At 62.9% G+C, this 20242-nt stretch carries 14 protein-coding genes; 12 read left to right on the plus strand and 2 right to left on the minus strand.

What is annotated here, in order from left to right:
• Positions 1-9: 9 nt before the first annotated feature.
• Entirely contained in the window at positions 10-537 is a 528-nt protein-coding gene (locus tag O3297_RS25970) for a 5-formyltetrahydrofolate cyclo-ligase (protein WP_305050813.1), read from the minus strand.
• Between the two features lie 137 nt (positions 538-674).
• On the opposite strand from O3297_RS25970, the gene O3297_RS25975 reads away from it, so the two are divergent.
• Genes O3297_RS25975 through O3297_RS25990 form a run of 4 tightly spaced genes read left to right on the plus strand, consistent with a single transcriptional unit; the run spans position 675 to position 5185 of the window.
• A complete protein-coding gene (locus O3297_RS25975; RefSeq protein ID WP_305050815.1) occupies positions 675-2630 on the plus strand; it encodes a lytic transglycosylase domain-containing protein in 1956 nt (651 codons plus the stop codon).
• Positions 2631-2642: 12 nt separating this feature from the next.
• On the plus strand, positions 2643-3359 hold the full coding sequence (locus tag O3297_RS25980) for a glutathione S-transferase family protein (protein ID WP_034783529.1): 717 nt from the start codon (positions 2643-2645) through the stop codon (positions 3357-3359).
• Positions 3360-3371: 12 nt separating this feature from the next.
• The gene (locus O3297_RS25985) at positions 3372-4484 is read left to right on the plus strand and encodes a multifunctional CCA tRNA nucleotidyl transferase/2'3'-cyclic phosphodiesterase/2'nucleotidase/phosphatase (protein ID WP_305050818.1); all 1113 of its coding nucleotides are present in this window, start codon (positions 3372-3374) and stop codon (positions 4482-4484) included.
• A complete protein-coding gene (locus O3297_RS25990) occupies positions 4481-5185 on the plus strand; it encodes a GNAT family N-acetyltransferase (RefSeq protein ID WP_305050819.1) in 705 nt (234 codons plus the stop codon). The genes O3297_RS25985 and O3297_RS25990 overlap by 4 nt, the downstream gene beginning before the upstream one ends.
• On the opposite strand, the gene O3297_RS25995 is transcribed toward O3297_RS25990, so the two are convergent.
• On the minus strand, positions 5177-5701 hold the full coding sequence (locus O3297_RS25995; RefSeq protein ID WP_034753092.1) for an Lrp/AsnC family transcriptional regulator: 525 nt from the start codon (positions 5699-5701) through the stop codon (positions 5177-5179). The two genes, O3297_RS25990 and O3297_RS25995, sit on opposite strands and share 9 nt — an antisense overlap.
• A 125-nt stretch (positions 5702-5826) precedes the next feature.
• On the opposite strand from O3297_RS25995, the gene hppD reads away from it, so the two are divergent.
• The 8 genes from hppD (at position 5827) to O3297_RS26035 (ending at position 20187) form a co-directional block, all read left to right on the plus strand.
• Positions 5827-6954, plus strand: coding sequence for a 4-hydroxyphenylpyruvate dioxygenase (hppD, locus tag O3297_RS26000; RefSeq protein ID WP_034783523.1), 1128 nt, complete (start codon positions 5827-5829; stop codon positions 6952-6954).
• A gap of 195 nt (positions 6955-7149) precedes the next feature.
• Positions 7150-10746: an indolepyruvate ferredoxin oxidoreductase family protein gene (locus O3297_RS26005; protein WP_305050821.1), complete on the plus strand. Its 3597-nt coding sequence runs from the start codon at positions 7150-7152 to the stop codon at positions 10744-10746.
• A 123-nt stretch (positions 10747-10869) separates the two neighbouring features.
• On the plus strand, positions 10870-12378 hold the full coding sequence (locus O3297_RS26010) for a S41 family peptidase (protein WP_305050822.1): 1509 nt from the start codon (positions 10870-10872) through the stop codon (positions 12376-12378).
• 163 nt (positions 12379-12541) lie between these two features.
• Positions 12542-15265 carry a TonB-dependent siderophore receptor gene (locus O3297_RS26015; RefSeq protein WP_305050823.1) on the plus strand — a complete coding sequence of 908 codons (2724 nt, stop codon included), beginning with the start codon at positions 12542-12544 and terminating at the stop codon, positions 15263-15265.
• A gap of 124 nt (positions 15266-15389) precedes the next feature.
• Positions 15390-17189: a M14 family metallopeptidase gene (locus tag O3297_RS26020; RefSeq protein ID WP_305050824.1), complete on the plus strand. Its 1800-nt coding sequence runs from the start codon at positions 15390-15392 to the stop codon at positions 17187-17189.
• A 120-nt stretch (positions 17190-17309) separates the two neighbouring features.
• Positions 17310-18455: an ankyrin repeat domain-containing protein gene (locus O3297_RS26025; protein WP_070280047.1), complete on the plus strand. Its 1146-nt coding sequence runs from the start codon at positions 17310-17312 to the stop codon at positions 18453-18455.
• A gap of 3 nt (positions 18456-18458) precedes the next feature.
• On the plus strand, positions 18459-19604 hold the full coding sequence (locus O3297_RS26030; RefSeq protein WP_305050826.1) for a glycosyltransferase: 1146 nt from the start codon (positions 18459-18461) through the stop codon (positions 19602-19604).
• Positions 19605-19614: 10 nt separating this feature from the next.
• Positions 19615-20187, plus strand: a complete 573-nt coding sequence (locus O3297_RS26035; RefSeq protein WP_244517505.1) for a dual specificity protein phosphatase family protein — start codon at positions 19615-19617, stop codon at positions 20185-20187.
• The last annotated feature ends 55 nt before the right edge of the window (positions 20188-20242 follow it).

Genomic DNA, 20242 nt, shown 5'->3' on the forward strand with positions numbered 1-20242 from the left:
CTGCTGTTATCAGAACAGATCGCCCTCGGTCACGATGTGATCGAGGGCGATGTCGTATTCGCCGTTGGGAAAGCTTGCTGCCAGGCAGGCATAGGCGATACCGAGGGTGCGCGGACGGGGGACCTGCGCCAGGGTGCGGTCGTAATAGCCGCCGCCATAACCGAGCCGGTAGCGTTCCTTATTAAACCCCAGGCAAGGCACCAGCAGGGTGGCGGGTGCCGGGCGCAGGCGTAATCGGGCCGGCACAGCCACGCCCATGCCATCCTTGACCATGGCTTCGCCCGGCGTCCAGTCGCTGAATGCCAGCGGTGCATGTTTTTCCAGCACCACCGGCAAGCTTAATTGCACGCCGCGCGCGGCCAGCTGCGCATAGGCGCCGTGCAAGTCCGGCTCGCCATGCAGGGGCCAGTACACGCCCAATTCCTCGACGTTTTCCTGTGTGCACCAGTCCAGCAGGCGCTGTGCGATGGCCGCATCCCACGTTATTCGCGTGGCGTCGGGCAGGGCGCGCCGGGCCGCCAGCAGGGCCTTGCGCAAGCCGGCTTTGTCCTGTGGCGCAATGGGTGGCCGTGCAGCCGGATCGCATGTTATTCTAGGGTCGCTATTCATATCACCATCAAGTTAAGATTGAGAGTCGTACATTGATTTCCCCACTGAAATGGATTGCCGGCACGATGCTGTGTGTTGCATCGGTCTTGTCTCCCCTGGCAGCCCTGGCCCAGGTATCGGCCACCGTAGCCCCAGCCGCCCCCGACACGCGCAGCGAGGACGATGCCTTCCTGCTGCTGCGCGACGCCGCGCGCAAGGATGACGTCGAAAAAGCCGACTTTTATGCGGGGCGCCTGACGAATTACCAGATTCCATCGTATGTTGACTATTATCGGCTGAAACCGCGCATCAAGCTGCTGACCGAGGCGCAATTTCGCGATTACCTGAACCGCTACAAGGGCAGCGCCATCGCCGACCGTTTCCGCAATGATTGGCTGCTGGAGCTGGGCCGCAAGCGCGACTGGGTCGTATTCGATGAGCAATACCCGCAATTCGCCCTCGACGACGATACCCAGCTCAAGTGCTACGCGCTGATGTCGCGCGCGGCCAAGGGCCAGAACGTGGCGGCCGAAGCGCGCAACCTGCTCGTCTCGCCGCCCGGCTATGGCGAAGCGTGCGGTAGCCTGATCGCGGCATTGGCGCAAAATGGCCAGTTTGACACGAATGACCTGTGGGCGCAGATCCGCCTGGCGGGCCAGACCAATGCCACGGGCCCGGCGCGCCGCATCGCGCTGCTGCTGGGCGCGTCCGACGCGAAGATGGCGCAAGCCATCGATTTGCCGGCGCTGGTGCTGGCCAAGGGACCGGGCGCCAGCCGCGCCGACCACGAGATGTATCTGGTGGCCGTCGGCCGCATGGCGAAAAGCACCTTGAAACTGGGCGTGGTGGCCCTGCAAAAGGCCAGCGCGCAGCTGACGCCGCAGGAACAGGCCATCGGCTGGGCCAGCCTGGCCTTGCAAGCGTCGTATTCGCTGGCGCCGGAAGCATTTGAATATTGGCAAAAAACCAATGGCGCGCCCTTGACTCAGGAGCAGATGCAGTGGAAGGCGCGTATCGCCTTGCGTGAAGGCAATTGGCCCCTCGTGAAAGCCGCCATCCAGGCCATGCCGGCCTCGCTGCGCACGGATCCCACCTGGGTCTACTGGCTGGCGCGCGCGCAGCAGGCGGAAACGCCGGGCCGCCCGAACCCGCAGGCGGACGCCCTGTACCGCACGATTTCCGAGCAATCGAATTTCTATGGCTTGCTGGCCAATGAAGAACTGGGCAACCACCTGGTCTTGCCGCCGCCGGGCCAGCCGATTTCGCCCACGGAAATCGCCGCCATGGCTGCCAATCCGGGCTTGCAGCGCGCCTTGAAATTCTTCAATATGCGCTTGCGCTTCGAAGGCACGCGCGAGTGGAACTGGGAATTGCGTTCGATGACGGACCGCCAGCATCTGGCGGCCGCGGAATTTGCGCGCCAGAACAATGTGCTCGACCGCATGGTCAATACCTCGGACCGCACGCGCCTGGAAGTGGACTATACGCAGCGCTATCCGACGCCGCATGACGACGTCATGCATCCGGCCACGCAAACCCTGGGCCTGGATAAAGCCTGGGTGTATGGCTTGATCCGCCAGGAATCGCGCTTCATCATGGATGCGCAGTCGCACGTGGGCGCATCCGGCCTGATGCAGGTGATGCCGTCGACGGCCCGTTATGTCGCCAAGAAGATCGGCCTCACCGATTTCGTTACGGAAACCTTGAGCGACGTGCGCACCAACGTGTTGCTGGGCACGAATTACCTGAACATGGTGCTTGGCGGTCTCGACGGTTCGCAAGTGCTGGCCAGCGCCGCCTACAACGCGGGGCCGGGGCGCTTGCGCATCTGGCGCGCCACCATGACGCGTCCGCTGGAAGGCGCCGTCTTTGCCGAGATCATTCCGTACACGGAAACGCGCGGCTACGTGAAAAACGTGATGGCCAACGCCACCTATTATGCGGCCCTGTTCGAGAAGAGCCCGCAGTCGCTGAAAGCGCGCCTGGGTACCGTGGGGCCGAAAAACAGCGCTGTTTCTGCCGATTTGCCATCATCCAACTAAAGCACGCCGACCATGCAAACGACCATCCTTGATCCCAGCCTGACGCAAACCCTGGCCGCCGCGCGCGAACCCGGCCTGACCCTCATCATCGGCAACAAGAATTACTCATCGTGGTCGATGCGCCCGTGGGTGGCCATGACGGCCTTCGGCATCCCGTTCCAGGAAGTGCGCGTGCTGCTCGACCAGAGCGACACGGCCACCAAAATTGCCGAGTATTCCGCCTGCGGCCGGGTCCCCGTGCTGCTGGCCGGCGAGATCACGATCTGGGACAGCCTGGCCATCTGCGAATACCTGGCCGAGCAGTTTCCCGATAAACACATGTGGCCGCAAGACGTGGCCGCGCGCGCCATGGCGCGTTGTGTCTGCGCGGAAATGCATTCCGGTTTCGCCGGCTTGCGCACGGATATGTCGATGAATATCAAGGCGAAGTTGCCGGGACGGGGCCGCACGGCCGCCGCGCAGGCCGACATTGGCCGCATCAGCGAAATCTGGGAAGAGTGTCTGTCCCGCTTTGGCCACCACCAGTTCCTCTTTGGCGACTTTTCCATCGCCGACGCGTATTTCGCGCCCGTCGTCATGCGTTTCCGCACGTACGGCGTGAGCCTGGCGCCGGCCCTGAATGCGTATTGCGAGCGCGTGCAGGCGCACCCGGCCGTGGCCCGCTGGATCACGGAAGCGCTGGCGGAAACGGAAGTCGCTGCCAAGCACGACGCGGAACTGCCTGATTAAGAAAAGAGTGTTATGAAGATATACACGGTCGGTGGCGCGGTGCGCGACCAACTGCTGGGCTTGCCCGTGAAAGACCACGACCACGTCGTCGTGGGCGCCACGCCGGAAGACATGCTGCGCCAGGGCTTCCGCCCCGTCGGCAAGGATTTCCCCGTCTTCCTGCACCCGAAGACGCAGGAAGAATACGCCCTGGCCCGCACGGAACGCAAGACGGCGCCCGGCTACCGGGGCTTCGTCTTCCACACGGCGCCCGACGTCACGCTGGAAGACGACCTGGTGCGGCGTGATCTCACCATCAACGCCATCGCGCAAGCCGGAGACGGGACCTTGACCGACCCGTTCGGCGGCATCGAGGATATTCGCAACAAAATCTTCCGCCACGTCTCCGACGCGTTTGGCGAAGACCCCGTGCGCATCTTGCGCCTGGCCCGCTTTGCCGCCCGTTTTCATACTTTCACTGTCGCACCCGCCACCATGGAGCTGATGCGCCGCATGGTGGCCGACGGCGAAGTCGACGCCCTCGTGGCCGAGCGCGTGTGGCAGGAAGTGGCCAAGGGGCTGATGGAAAGCCATCCTTCGCGCATGCTGGCGGTGCTGCACGAGTGCGGTGCCCTGGCGCGCATCATGGGGGAAATCGCGCTGAGCGAACGCTTGATGCACGTGATCGACCATGCCGCTGCGCAAGGTCATGACTTGCCCGTGCGCTTCGCCGTACTGATGCTGGCTGTGCCGTTGGCGCAGATCAATGCGCTGAGCGAGCGCCTGCGCGTGCCCAACGACTGCCGCGAGCTGGCGGTGATGGCGGCGCGCGAGCAGGCGGCGGTCGCTGGCGCGCTGGCGTTGAGCGCCGAGGAACTGGTGAGCTTGTGCGAGCGCTGTGACGGACTGCGCAAGCCGCAGCGTTTCGTGCAGATGCTGGACGCCATCGCATGCGATGTGCATGCACGGGATCCCGTGTTTCCACAGTCCGCCTGGCTGCAAGCCATGCTGTTGGCCGTGCGCGGCGTGGATGCGGGCGCGCTGGCGCAAGCGTGCGCACAGGAACCGAAGCGCATTCCGGCCGTCATCCATGCTGCGCGGGTCGAGGCCGTCACGAACGTGATCAGCAGCCGGGAACTGCCATGACCTTACCCAAGCTGTTTCAAAACCCGTTTCGCCGCTGGCTCAGCCGTAGCGGCGGAGGGCGTCCGACCGTGCTCGTCAAGCAGTTGCATGAGCGCGACCGGCGCCGCATGATGAAGCATTTCCTGTCGCTCGAGAAAAGCGACCGGCTGCTGCGCTTCGGCAGCGCCTTGCCCGATGAATTGGTGGCTCAGTACGTGCAGAAGATGGATTTCTCGCGCGACATGATCTACGGCGTCTACAACAGCCTGTTCAAACTGGTGGGGGTGGGGCATCTGGCGTTCGCGCCGAAGGACAAGTCGCCGGCGAAAAGTGTCGTCACGGACAAGGAACAGGTGGCCGAGTTTGGCGTGTCCGTGTCGAAATCCATGCGCGGCATGGGGGTCGGTTCAAAGCTGTTCGAGCGGGCGGCGATTCACTGCCGCAACAACGATGTCGATACCCTGTACATGCATTGTTTGTCGTCCAACAAGACGATGATGCATATCGCCAAGAAGGCGGGCATGGAAATCCAGCGCGACTATGGCGAAGCCGATGCATACCTGAAACTGTTGCCGCCAAACCCGACCAGCATGCTGCAGGAAGCCGTGCAGGAACAGTTCGCCATGTTCGACTACACGTTCAAGGCCAACGCGCGCGCCGCGTTCAAACTGTGGGATCGCTTGCCGGGGCGTAAGAAGAAGCCCGGGCCGCCATCACAATAAGGGCAGGGCCGTCGTATCCTTGATGCGCTGCAAGGCAAAGCTTGATTTCACATCCAGCACGGCCGGGTGGCGCAGCAGCGTCGCCATCATGAAGCGCGAAAAGTGCTCCATGTCTTCCACGTGCACGCGCAGCAGGTAATCCATCTCACCCGTCATCGCATAGCAGGCCACCACTTCCGGCCATTGCGCCACGGCCACGGCGAAGTCGGCGCGCGGCGACGTGTTCGTCACCAAGTTGGGCGCCAGCACGCGCGCCGTGCTGTGCGCGGTGGCATCGCTGTGCTTTTCCAGCCGCACGTTCACGTAGGCCAATAGCCCCAGGCCGATCTTTTCCGGGTCCAGCAGGGCCACGTACTGGCGGATCACGCCCGCTTCTTCCAGCCGTTTGACGCGGCGCAAGCATGGCGACGGCGACAGGCTGACCTGCTCGGCCACGTCCTGGTTCGACAGGCGGCCATCGGCCTGCAGGACGGCGAGGATCTTGCGATCCGTTTTATCCAGCGTAATTTTGCTCATGCTTCCTCCGGTGGTTCTTGTTTCACGCAATATTATTGCGCAAATCATGATTGTTCGGGAGATCTTTGGCATTTAATGCCCACAGACCGCGCCTATACTGTGCGCTACTTCTTGGAGGAGACATCATGCAATTTCAGCCTTGGGATAACCCGATGGGTACCGATGGTTTCGAGTTCGTCGAGTATGCAGCACCAGACCCAAAAGCATTGGGCAAGCTGTTCGAGAACATGGGCTTCACGGCCATCGCGCGCCACCGCCACAAGGATGTGACCCTGTACCGTCAGGGCGACATCAATTTCATCATCAATGCCGAACAAGATTCGTTCGCGCAGCGTTTTGCCCGCCATCACGGCCCGTCCGTGTGCGCCATCGCCATCCGCGTCGACGACGCGGCCTTCGTGTACCGCCGCGCGCTGGAACTGGGCGCCTGGGGTTTCGATAACAAAACAGGTCCGATGGAGCTGAATATCCCCGCCATCAAGGGCGTGGGCGATTCGCTGCTGTACTTCGTCGACCGCTGGCGCGGCAAGGGCGCCGACAAGCCGGACGCGGCCGCACCAGGCGGCATCGGCGACATCAGCATCTATGACGTCGACTTCGTCGCCATTCCCGGCGCCGTCGCCAACCCGGTCGGCCATGGCCTGACCTATATCGACCACCTGACGCACAATGTGCACCGTGGCCGCATGAAGGAATGGGCCGGTTTCTATGAAAACCTGTTCAACTTCCGCGAAGTGCGCTACTTCGATATCGAAGGCAAGCATACGGGCCTGAAGTCGAAAGCCATGACTTCGCCATGCGGCAAGATCCGCATCCCGATCAACGAATCGTCGGACGACAAGTCGCAGATCGCCGAATACCTGGACCAGTACCATGGCGAAGGCATTCAGCATATCGCGCTGGGCACCGATGATATCTACGGCTCCGTGCAAGGCATGCGCGATACGGGTATCGATTTCCAGGACACGATTGAAACTTACTATGAACTGGTCAACCGCCGCCTGCCGAACCACGGCGAGCAGCTGGAAGAACTGCGTCGCCTGCGCATCCTGATCGATGGCCACAGCACGGAAAACGAACGCGAACTGCTGCTGCAAATCTTCACGCAGACGGTGATCGGCCCGATCTTCTTCGAGATCATCCAGCGCAAGGGCGACCAGGGCTTCGGCGAAGGCAATTTCCGCGCCCTGTTCGAATCGATCGAGCTGGACCAGATCAAGCGCGGCGTGCTGAAAGATACGAACGCGGCGTAATGTTGCTTTGTAACAAATAGTAGTAAAAAGAGTACCGGCCCGGGAGTGCAGCGCAGCAAAGAACTGCGCGCATTCCTGTGGTAGTCTACGACAAACAAGTCATTTTTCCGCACCGGCATGCTCACAAAGCGCGGCCGGTACGTGTGAGTTCAACCGACTTTGCACGCGTAGCACAGAGAATAATGGAGACAAGTAATGAATGCACCAATCAAGGGCTCGAGTCTTGAGCCGGGCGCGCACGCGTCTGAAATTTCCCTGAACGACAAATACACCTTGGAGCGTGGCCGCGCCTTCATGACGGGCACGCAAGCGCTGATCCGCCTGCCCATGCTGCAGCGCGAGCGCGACCTGAAGGCTGGCCTGAATACGGCCGGCTACATCACCGGTTACCGCGGTTCGCCTGTGACGTCCGTCGACATGACGGCGATCAAGGCCAAGAAATACCTCGATGAGCACCACGTCAAATTCCACCCGGGCCTGAATGAAGACCTGGCCGCCACGGCCGTCTGGGGCACGCAGCAAACGAATCTGTTCGAAGACGCGAAATACGATGGCGTGTTCGGCATGTGGTACGGCAAGGGCCCCGGCGTCGACCGTTGCGGCGACGTGTTCAAGCACGCGAATAACGCCGGTTCCGCCAAGCATGGCGGCGTGCTGGTGCTGGCCGGCGACGACCATGCGGCAAAATCCTCGTCGACGGCGCACCAGTCCGACCATATCCTGAACGCTTGCGGCATCCCCGTGCTGTATCCGTCGTCGGTGCAGGAATACATCGACTATGGCTTGCACGCCTGGGCCATGAGCCGCTACACGGGTCTGTGGGTGTCGATGAAATGCGTGACCGACATCATCGAGTCGGGCGCCGCCGTCGACTTCGACCCGGACCGCGTGCAGATCACCCTGCCGACCGACTTCGAGATGCCGGCCGGTGGCCTGAACATCCGCTGGCCCGACACGGTGCTGGAGCAGGAAGTGCGCATGAACAGCTACAAGTGGTATGCGGCGCTGGCGTATGCGCGTGCCAACAAGCTCAATAAAATCATCTGGGACAGCCCAAAGGCGCGCATCGGCATCATCACGGCCGGCAAATCCTATCTCGATACGCGCCAGGCGCTGGCCGACCTCGGCATCGATGAGCAGACGGCGTCCGACATCGGCATCCGCCTGTACAAGATCGGCATGACGTGGCCGCTGGAAGCGGACGGCGTGCACGAATTCGCCAAGGGCCTCGATGAAATCCTCGTGGTGGAAGAAAAGCGCCAGATCCTCGAATACGCGCTGAAGGAAGAACTCTACAACCTCAAAGACGGCGAGCGTCCGCGCGTGGTCGGCAAGTTCGACGACACGGGCGAATGGAGCAACCAGAAGGGCACGGGCCACGGCGACTGGCTGCTGCCGGCCACGTATGAGCTGAACCCGGCCATGATCGCGCGCGCGATTGCCAGCCGCATTTCGCGCTATTACGCGGGCCACCCGGTCGAGCAGCGCGTGAAGGAGCGCATCGCCTACCTGGAAGCCAAAGAGAATGTGCTGAAAGCCATCAGCGTCAAACCCGATCCGCAGAAGGACCGCACGCCGTTCTTCTGCTCGGGCTGCCCGCACAACAGCTCGACCAAGGTGCCGGAAGGCTCGCGCGCGCTGGCCGGCATCGGCTGCCATTACATGGTGCTGTGGATGGACCGCGAAACGTCGACATTTACCCATATGGGCGCCGAAGGCGTCACGTGGGTGGGGCAGGCGCCGTTCACGAATGAAAAGCACGTGTTTACCAACCTCGGCGACGGCACGTATTTCCACTCGGGCATCCTGGCCATCCGCGCGGCCGTCTCGGCCAAGGTGAACATCACCTACAAGATTCTGTTCAACGATGCGGTGGCCATGACGGGCGGCCAGGAATTCGACGGACCATTGTCTCCGGCCATCATTTCGCGCCAGATCGCCGCCGAAGGCGTGGGCCCGATCATCGTCGTCACGGACGAACCGGAAAAATACCCGGACGATTACGCCTGGGCCGAAGGCGTCACCGTGCGCCACCGTTCGGAACTGATGGACGTGCAGCGCGAACTGCGCGACATGCCCGGCGTGTCGGCCATGATCTACGACCAGACCTGCGCCTCGGAAAAACGCCGCCGCCGCAAACGCAACGAATACCCGGACCCGGCCAAGCGCGCCGTCATCAACGAAGCCGTCTGCGAAGGCTGCGGCGACTGTTCCGTGCAATCGAACTGCCTGTCGGTGGAGCCGCTGGAAACGGAACTGGGGCGCAAGCGCCAGATCAACCAGTCGTCCTGCAACAAGGATTTCTCGTGCACGACGGGCTTCTGCCCCAGCTTCGTGACGGTGGAAGGCGGCGGCCTGAAAAAGCCGAAAAAAGCGGCTGCCGCCGACAAGGATGCGCCAGCAGTACCGGCCTTGCCGACGCCGCAGATACCATCGACGGCCGAGCCGTTCGGCATTCTGGTCACCGGCATCGGCGGCACGGGTGTCGTCACCGTCGGCCAGATCCTGGCCATGGCGGCCCACGTGGAAGGCAAGGGCTGTTCCGTGCTGGACATGAGCGGCCTGGCGCAAAAGGGCGGCCCTGTCATGTCGCACGTGCGCCTGGCGGACCGCCAGGAAGATATCCACTCGACGCGCGTCGGCACCGGTGCGGCCGATCTCGTCATCGGCTGCGACCTGATCGTCACGGCCAGCCGCGACGCCCTGTCGCGCATGGGTGAAGGACGCAGCTGGGCCATGATCAACTCGACCAGTTCGTCGACGGCTGCCTTCGTGAAGAACCCTGACTGGCAATTCCCCGGCGCTTCCGCGCGCATGGAAATCGAAAAAGCGTGCGGCAGCGACCATGTGGACTTCATCGACGCGGGCCAGATCGCCACGGCGCTGATGGGCGACTCGATTGCGACGAATATGTTCATGCTGGGCTATGCCTGGCAAAAGGGCAAAGTGCCATTGAGCGAAGCGTCCATCATGAAGGCCATCGACTTGAACAACGTCTCGGTGGCGTTCAACAAGGCCGCCTTCAACTGGGGCCGCGCCGGCGCCCACGATGCGGCCAGCCTGGTACGCATGACAACGCCAGCCAAGGTGGTGGAATTCAAGCGCATCGATACGCTCGACGACATCATCGAAAAACGGGTGGCCCTGCTGACGGCCTATCAGGACCGCGCGTATGCGCAGCAGTACCTGGACTTCGTCGGCCAGGTGCGCGCCGCCGAAAGTGCCCTGAATGGCCCGCAGCTGCGCCTGACGGAAGCCGTGGCCCGCTACTTCTACAAGCTGATGGCCTACAAGGACGAGTATGAAGTGGCGCGGCTGTACACGGACGGCGCCTTCCAGGCGAAGATCGCCGCCATGTTCGAAGGCGACATCAAGCTCAAGTTCCACTTGGCGCCGCCGATCATGGCCAAGACGGACGCTCAGGGCCATCTGGTGAAGAAGGAATTCGGCCCGTGGATGATGAAGGCGTTTGGCGTGCTGGCCAAGTTCAAGGGCTTGCGTGGCACGGCCTTCGACGTGTTCGGCCATACGGCCGAGCGCAAGATGGAGCGCGCGCTGATTCTTGAGTACCGCGCGACGGTAGGCGGCTTGCTGCCGAAACTGACGACGGCCAAGCTGGCGCAAGCAGTGGCGATTGCCAGCATTCCGGAAGACATTCGCGGCTATGGCCATGTGAAGGAGCGTCATTTGAAGGCGGCGAAAGAGAAGGAAGCCAGTTTGCTGATCGCCTTCAATGCGCCGACGCCGCTGCCGCCCGTCGTGGCTGCGCCCGTGGCGGCCACCGTGGCGTGATGGGGTGAACTCCACGTTGTAGCAATGGCGCCTGCGGGCGCCATTTTTTTGTGTCAAAGAAAACAACGCCTGCCGGGAAAACGCATTATAATTTTTAGATAATTTCTTTTCGGAAAGTTTGTCATGCATTCCCTGCGCCGTCGTTCCCTCGCTGTGTCCTTCGTATTCGTGTTGAGTGCCTGCGGCGGAGGCGGAGGCGGCAGCGACGGCGCGCCCGTCGTCCCGCCCTTGACTCCAACCGGGCCGACGGGGCCGACGGCGCTGGTAGCTTCATCCACAGTGGCGAACCGCTGCGAGGCGCCGCGCAGCGGCAGCAGCATCGACAAGCCGGGCACCTTGCTCAATGAACAGACGTGGGTGCGCAGCTGGATCGATGAAACGTATCTGTGGTACCGCGAAGTGCCGACCACCTACCTGCCGCAAAGCTTCACCACGGCCAAGGCGTACTTCGATGTGCTGAAAACGACGGCCACGACGGCATCCGGCAAGCCGAAGGACCAGTTCCATTTCACGTATACGACGGCGGAATGGGAAGCCTCGCTCAATGGCGTGGAACTGGGCTATGGCATGCTGCTGGCGCTGACGCGCACCACGCCGCCGCGCAAGGCGGTGGTCACTATTGTCGAGCCAGGCTCGCCGGCGGCACTGGCGGGCTTGCGGCGCGGTGACGTGCTGCAAACCGTCGATGGCGTCGATTTCGTCAATGCCCCCGACACAGCCAGCGTAGATATCCTCAACGCGGGCCTCTTCCCTGCAGCGCAAGGCACGCATACGCTGGCGTTCAGCCGCAACGGGGTGCCCATCTCCGTGAGCCTGCAGGCGGTGGAGGTCAGCACCAGCGCCGTGCAGAACGAGCGCATCATCGACACGCCCACGGGCAAGGTGGGCTACCTGACCTTCAATACGCATAACAATGTGGCCGAACGCCAGCTGGTCGAGACCATGACCCGCTTTCAGGCGGCAGGCATCAGCGACCTGGTGCTCGACGTGCGCTACAACGGCGGCGGTTATCTGGATGTCGCCAGTGAACTCGCTTACATGATTGCTGGCCCGCAAGTTACTACCGGCAAGACCTTCGAGCAGGTGCTCTTCAATGACAAGACCCGGCCGGAAGCGCCCGTGCCATTCCATGCGCAAAGCCAGGGCTTCGGTGGCCCGAATCCCCTCGCCAAGGGAACGCCACTGCCTTCCCTGGGTCTCAAGCGCGTGACCTTGCTGACAACCGGCAATACCTGTTCGGCCAGCGAAGCGATCATCAACGGCTTGCGCGGCGTGGACGTGCAGGTCAACCTGATCGGCGGCACGACGTGCGGCAAGCCCTACGGTTTCTTTCCCGCGCCGAATTGCGGCACCACGTATTTTGCCGTGCAGTTCCAGGGCGTCAATGCCAAGGGCTTTGGCGACTTTGCCGATGGCATGGCGCCGACCTGCGACGTGGCGGACGATTACCAGCACCAGTTGGGCGACGCGGCCGAAGGCATGCTGGCGGCGGCGCTGCGCTACCGCAGCAGTGGCAGCTGCACGCCGGCCACGGGCGCGCTCAGACTGCTGGGTTCAATCGAGAGTCCGGCCGACACGGCCACGCGCCTGCTGCGCCCGACCTACAAGGAAATTGCCATCATTCGCCGTTAAGGCGCACGTTCCTGCCATGTGCCAGAAAAGGCACGTGGCGTTTTCCTGCTCATAAATCTTTCTATATAACAATTTTGATATATAGAAAGATGAATCCATTCGTTCTGTAATTACTGGCATTTTGATATCTTTCGCCTTCTCCCTAACCTTGAGAAGCGCAAAGATGCCTATACAATTCAAGTTACCACCGCTCACCGTAGCCGTACTGGCTATCCTGGGCGGTTCCGCATGGCAGGTGCACGCGCAAACGCAAACGCCCGCAGCGGATCAGCAGCCGGCGGCCACCCCGCCAGCCGTCGTGGTCACCGGTTCGCGGATTCCCCGCGCCAGCCTGGAAGGCCCGTCTTCCGTCACCATCCTGACGGGGGATGAAATCACCAAGCAAGGGTACAAGAACGTCTTCGATGCGCTGACCAACCAGGTACAGAACAGCGGCTTTACGCAAGGCGAAGACTTCGGCAATACGTTCACGCCGTCGGCCAATACCATCAGCTTGCGCGGCCTGGGTCCGAACCACACCTTGATCCTGCTGAACGGCCGCCGCCTGGCCGACTTCCCCGTCGCCTACGAAGGCACGGTCAACTTCACCAACCTGGCGAATATCCCGTCGAGCATTGTCGACCGCATCGAGATCCTCAACGGCGGCGCTTCGGCCATCTATGGTTCCGACGCGATCGCCGGCGTGGTCAACGTCATCCTGAAAAAGCAGACGGAAGGTTTCGACATCAATGTCAAGGCGGGCGGCACCACGCGTGGCGGCGCCGGCAACCAGCGCGTGCAACTGACGGGCGGCGGCAATTTCGACAAGTTGCATACCTTGTTCAGCTTGGAGCTGAGCCAGCGCGATCCGCTGTCGAGCCTGCAGCGCGACTTCATGGCCACCCGTTCGGGCACGCCGACGAATATCGCCTCGCGCCGCGTGGTACAGGCAGGCACCTCCGGCAGTTACGTGGACCTGGGCGATACCTGCAACCAGTTCGGCGACCTGTTCGGCGGCAGCGTCGTCAAGTACCAGGCGAAGAACGGCAGCTATTGCGCCAGCCCGAAAGTCGGCCCCACTTACTGGACCACGCAAACCAAGAACCGCAGCCAGAACGTGTTCGGCAGCGCCAACTATGAGCTGTCGCCGGAAACGACCCTGTTCGCCGACATCTTGATCGGCAAGAACTCGACCGAGAACAACACGCGCGGCCCGACGTGGACGTCGTCATCGACGGGCAGCAGCTATTTCCGCAACCAGAACACGAATCGCTACGAAGCGTGGACGCGTTACATATCGCCCGAGGAAATGGGCGGCGTGGAGCGCTACAACCGCAAGTGGGACGATCTGGCCACGGCCATCTCGCTGGGCGCCAAGGGCCGCATTCCCGGCACGTCATCCTGGCAGTATGAAGCGAACTACAATGCCTCGGTGTACAAGAGCGAAAGCCACACGCCGCGCGCGCTGGCCAATATCGACAGCTTCTTCCTGGGACCGAAACTGGGCACCGACGCTGCCGGCGTGCCGATCTACGCACCGGATCCTGCCCGCCTGTCGCGCCGTGTGACGGCGGCCGAATTCGACACCATCACGGGCAATTCCGACAGCGACGACAAGGCCTGGACGAATACCCTGAGCCTGTCCACGAATGGCGACCTGTTCCAGCTGCCCGCCGGCGTGGCGAAGATCGCCACCATCGCCGAAGTGGGCAAGCAGGGCTTCAGCAATGTGCCCGATGCGCGCCTGAACGACGGTTACTTCAACGTCGCCACCAAATCCGATATCACGGCCGGCACGCGTACCCGCTATGCGCTGGGGGCGGAATTGAATCTGCCGCTGCATGAAAAGCTGACCGGTACCCTGGCCGGCCGTTACGACCGCTACAGCTTTGCCGGCCGCCATGAGGGCAAGTTCACCTACAACGGCGGCCTGGAACTGCGTCCCGCGCCTGAGCTGCTGTTCCGCGCCAATTACGCTACCAGCTTCCGCGCGCCGGACATGAATTACATCTACAAGGCGCGCGGCACCGGTTACTACTCGAGCACCACCGACTACTACCGCTGCGGCGCGGCCGGCCAGGCCATCGAAGGCTGCGAATTTGCCAACAAGTCGCCGGGCGCTGATTATGTGCAGAACGGCAGCAAGGATCTGCAGTCGGAAAAAGGCAAGTCGTTTGGCGTCGGCGCCGTCTGGTCGCCCAGCTCGAACTTCGACGTCTCCGTCGACTACTGGAACATCAAGATCGATGACCTCGTGACGAACCTGAGTTCCGACAAGATCTTGCGCGACGAAGCCGATTGCCGCCTGGGCAAGACGGATATCAATTCGCCGACCTGCGTCGATACCCTGGGCCGCGTCGAGCGCTTCGCGGCGAATGCGCTGAACCGCGCCGGCGAGATCAAGACCATCACCGTCAATCCGATCAATGCGGCAAAGCAGAGCAGCAGCGGCATCGACGTGAGCCTGAAGTACCTGCTGCGTACGGCGGACTATGGCCGTTTCGCCTTCAAGGCCAACTACGCCAAGGTGCTGAGCAAGAAGTCGCAGCAATTCGTCGGCGACGAAGAGATCGACGAGACGAAATCGCTGACGAACATGGATTGGCCCGACAAGCTGAACCTGAGCGTGAACTGGAGCGCGGGCGACTGGTCGAACACTCTGCTGGTCAGCCGCTACGGCAAGATCCCGAACGCCGCCAGCACGGCCTATCTGACGCCGACGGCGCTGGCCAATATCAGCACCGTGTACCGCATCAACGACCGCGCCACCTTGTCGCTGATCGTCAACAACGTCTTCGACAAGATCAAGCGCGACACGAGCGGAGGCTGGCCGTACTACCCGGTGGGCAGTTTCAGCCCGCAGGGACGCCAGGGGTGGGTCGAGTTCAACTACCACTTCGGCTCGTAACTCACGCTTGCCAGAGCAAGGCCGGAGCAGCTGACGCTGTTCCGGCTTTTTTATTTGCCGCTGCGTTTTTACCTGACCGCCACTCTATAATTGCCCGCTTGTCCCTCTTGATGGAGCTAGTCCGATGCTACGCCGTGCCCTGCTGTCCGCCGCCGTGTTTTCCCTGTTTTCCGTCAACGCGCACGCCGCACGCGATATGCGGCTGTTTTCCCTGAAGACGGAGGCCGAGTACTCGGGTTTCAGGAATACGGGCCGCTACGAGGAAGTGGAAGCCTTGTGCCGGCGCTTCGAAGACCACCATCCGAAACAGGTGCGCTGCTTTGAATTTGGCCGCACGCCGGAAAACCGCCCCATGCTGGCGCTGGCCGTTTCCAACACGGGCGCGCTGACGCCGGACGCGGCCAGGCTGCGCAAGATACCGGTGCTGCTGGTGCAGGGCGGTATCCATGCGGGGGAAATCGACGGCAAGGATGCGGGTTTCCTGGCCCTGCGCGAAGTATTGGAAGGCAAGGCGGCCGCCGGCGCGCTGGACAAGCAGGTGGTGCTGTTCGTGCCCGTGTTTAATGTCGATGGCCATGAGCGCTTCGGTGCGTGGAACCGTCCGAACCAGCGGGGACCGCAGGAAATGGGCTGGCGCAGCACGGCGCAGAATTTCAATTTGAACCGCGACTACATGAAGGCCGATTCTCCCGAGATGCAGCACATGCTGGCGCTGGTCAATGCCTGGGATCCGCTGGCGTATGTCGACCTGCACGTGACGGACGGCGCGCAGTTCGAACCCGATATCTCGATCCAGGTCGAACCCGTGCATGCGGGCGATGCGGCCTTGCGCGCGGCGGGAACGGCGCTGCGCGACGGCGTGCTGGCCGACCTGGCAAAGCTGGGTTCCGATCCGAAGCCGTTCTACATGTCGTTTGCCGAAGAAGATAATCCGCAGTCGGGTTTTGTCGATTCGACGCCGAACCCGCGCTTTTCGCACGGCTATTTCCTGTTACGTAACCGTTTCGGCGTGCTGGTGGAAACCCACTCGTGGAAGGACTACCCGACTCGCGTGCGCATCACGCGCAATACCATCATTTCCCTGCTGTCGCAGATGGCGCAGCACGGCGCCGCATGGCGGCAGAGCGCCATGGAAGCGGACCTGCGCGCGACGCAGCTGGCCGGCAGTACGCTGCCCCTCAGCTACAAGACCACGGAGAAAAGCCGCATGATCGCGTTTCGCGGCTATGCCTACACGCGCACGCCGTCCGAGGTATCGGGCGCCCTGATGACGCGCTATGACGAAAAGACACCGCAAATCTGGAACGTGCCGCTGCGCGACGAGATCGTGCCTGACCTGCAGCTGGGCGCACCGAAGGCCGGTTACCTGGTGCCGCGCGCGCAGGCGGCCATGGTGGGCGCCAAGTTGCGCCAGCACGGCATCGCCTACAAGGAAATGCGCAGCATCTTCGCCCGGCAGAATGTGGAAGTCTTCCGCGCCACTGCCGTCAAGTTTGGCGCGCAGTCGTTCGAGGGACGCCAGACGGCGGCGGTACAGGGCGAGTGGCAGAAAGAGGAGCGCCTCGTCGATGCCGGCGCGCTGTACGTGCCCGTCAACCAGCCGAAGGCGCGCCTGGTGGTGGCGCTGCTCGAGCCGCGCGCGCCCGACTCGCTGCTGGCCTGGGGCAGCTTCAACACGGCGTTCGAGCGCAAGGAATACATGGAGGACTATGTGGCCGAGGATGTGGCGCGCGCGCAGCTGGCGGCCGACCCGGCGCTGGCCGCGCAGTTCCGGCAGAAGCTGGCCGACGAGCCCGAGTTTGCAAAGAGTCCGCGCGCGCGCCTGGAGTTTTTCGCCCGCCGCCACGCGTCGTGGGATGAGCGGCTGAACCTGTATCCGGTCATGCGCGTCGACGTGGCGCCTGTCAGTTTCATGGATTTGTAACGCTCAATACGCGCGTCGCCGCACGGCGCACACGGGAGTTGTCAAATCGCGCAGATTAATCGAAAGAAAATGCTATTCTCCGCTCGATGCTGGCGCCGCCAGCACGAGCAGAGACGAGGAATGGGTAATAACACACTGTATAACCAGCACCGGGAGACATTTTTTCGCCTTTGCGACGCCGTGGGCGAGAATCAGGTGGAGCAGGTGCGCAGCCTGCTCCAGGCCACGCCGCTGCTGTTGACCTTGCGCCGCTACAACATGGATGACGGTGAGTCGCTGCTGCATCTGGCCGCGGCCGGCGGCAGCCGCGACGTCTGCGCCCTGCTCGTGTCGCTGGGCATGGACATCGATCTGCCCTTGCCCGGTTACCGCAACCATACGCCGCTGGACGCGGCGGCAAGCCATGGCCATCTCGATACCTGCCGATGGCTGCTCGAGCATGGCGCTGCCGTCGATGGCCTGCCGGACAATATCCTGTCGCCGCTGGACAGCGCCTGCGTTGGCGGCCATCAGGACGTGGTCGCGTTGCTGCTGCAGCGGGGCGCCAATCCGAACCGCCTGCATACGCGCTGGAACCAGGCGCCGGTCGATATCGCCACCGGCTGGGGCTTTCCCGCGATCGCCCAATTGCTCGCTGCCGCCGGCGGCGTCAGCATACTCGACGTGCCGCAGCAGGCGGCCGCCTCGCCGCAGGAATCGATCCGCACCTTCATGCACAACAGCGCCGGCTGGGTGCTGCCGGCCGTGTTCAGCCCGGACAGCGGCGACGCGCGCTTTTCGCTGGGGATCAGCTGCATCGATGGCAAGAGCGATTTCAAGCTGCTGTTTACGGTCGGCCTGTTCCAGCAATCGCCGATGACCGAACTGGCCATCTGCCTGCCGGCCCGCTGGCCGCTGACCGTACACGGCTTCATGGAACACAGCCCATGGCGTTTTCCGGTGGCGCTGCTGGCACGCCTGGGACGGCGCACGCTCGATCAGGCCAGCCTGGCCGCGGGCGAGCTGCTGCGGCGCGACGATCCGCATCTGGCGGACCTGGCCTGGCCGGACGGCGTCGATGCGCTGCTGGCCATCGACAAGCGCTGGAATCCGGCGCCCGAGGAAGAAGACATTGCCGACGATGACAAGGTCACCATCTATCTGCTGGTGCCGGTGAAGTTCACCAAAAAAGGCGCGCCCGACGCCAGCACCTTGCCGGCTTTGATGGAGCGCAAGCTCAAAGGCAGCTGGAAAGTGTCGGCCCTGCCTGTCCCCGTGATTGGCTAGCTCATGACAAAAAAAATTCTTCTCCTGAGCGTCTCGGCCGGCGCCGGCCACATGCGCGCGGCGCAAGCCATCGAGGCGTATGCGTCGCGCGATGGCGGCGCAGGCCCTGCGGCGCTGGTCCTGCATCTCGACGTGATGGACTTCGTCACGCCGGCATTTCGCAAGCTGTACACGGATTTCTATATCAAGCTGGTCAACAAGGCCCCCGCGCTGTGGGGCTATCTGTATCACGCCACCCACGATGCGCCGCGCGACAGCACGATGCAGCGCCTGCGCCGTGGCGTCGAGCGCCTCAACACGCGTGCGCTGATGGCGCAGATCGCCGCCTTCCAGCCTGACGCCATCATCTGCACGCATTTCCTGCCGGCCGAACTGCTGTCGCGCGCGCTGCGCCAGCAGCAGCTGGCTTGCCCCGTCTGGGTGCAAGTCACGGATTTCGACTTGCACCGCATGTGGGTGCATGAACAGATGCAGGGATATTTTGCCGCCACCGACGAAGTGGCGTTCCGCATGCGCCACGAAGGCATCCCCGCCGAACGCATCCACGTGACGGGCATCCCCATCATGCCCGCGTTTGCGCAGGTGCCCGACCGCGTCTCGTGCGCGCAGGCGTTTGGCCTCGACCCGCAGCGCACGACGGTCTTGCTGATGGGCGGCGGGGCGGGACTGGGCAGCCTTGAAACGGTCGCCGCGCGCCTGCTGGCGCTGCCGGGCGACTTCCAGCTGATCGTGCTGGCCGGGAAAAACGCCGCCGCGCTGGCGGCGCTGCAGGCACTGGCCGGCCAGTATCCGGGCCGCCTGCTGGCGCAAGGCTTTACCAGCGAAGTCGAGCGCCTGATGGCGTGCGCCGACCTGGTGATCACCAAGCCGGGCGGGCTGACTACCTCGGAATGCCTGGCCCTGGGCTTGCCCATGATCGTCAACTCGCCGATTCCGGGGCAGGAAGAGCGCAATGCCGACTATCTGCTGGAGCAGGGCGTGGCCCTGAAGGCATTCGATGCCGTCACCCTGGAATACCGCGTGCGCCTGCTGCTCGATCATCCTGAACAGTTGCAATCGATGCGCGCGAAAGCGCTGGCCCTGGGCCGTCCGTGCGCCGCTCTGGACGTACTGGCGCAGGTGCAGCGCGCTGGCGCCATTCATCAATAACAAGGAAGCCATGATGTTGCATGCAGTACTTTTGACGCTCGCCCTGGGGCTGGCCGCCGCGCCGGCCGGGGCGCAGCCATCGCCGCCACGCCATCCGGACTGGGCCACACCGTTGCCGCAGGTGTCGAACCTGCACCAGGTCACGCCCGTCCTGTACCGCAGCGCCAGGCTGGACAGCGCCGACGTGGCCCAGCTGCAGGCGCTGGGCGTGAAGACGGTGATCAGCCTGCGCTCCTTCCACTCCGATACGCAGGTGCTGGAAGGCAGCGGCATCCGCGCCGTCCGTATTCCCATCAATACCTGGGCCATCCGCGACCGGCATGTGATCGACACCATGCGTGCCATCCGCGCCGCCGGACAGCACGGTCCCGTGTTGCTGCACTGCCTGCACGGCGCCGACCGCACGGGCATGATGGCCGCCATGTACCGCATGCTGTACCAGGGTTGGCCGCGCGAGAAAGCGATCGACGAGCTGAAAAATGGCGGCTACGGCTACCACGCCGTGTGGAAGAATATCGAAAGCTACCTCCAGCGCGTGAATGTCGACGAACTACGCGCACGTATCGATGCGCCGCAACCCTGATACCCCGCTGGCGCGCCACTTCAGGCATGATTGCGATTCCAGTCACGTTTTTCCG

This window comes from Janthinobacterium sp. SUN128, from assembly GCF_030587275.1.
Taxonomy (GTDB): Bacteria; Pseudomonadota; Gammaproteobacteria; order Burkholderiales; family Burkholderiaceae_D; genus Janthinobacterium; species Janthinobacterium lividum.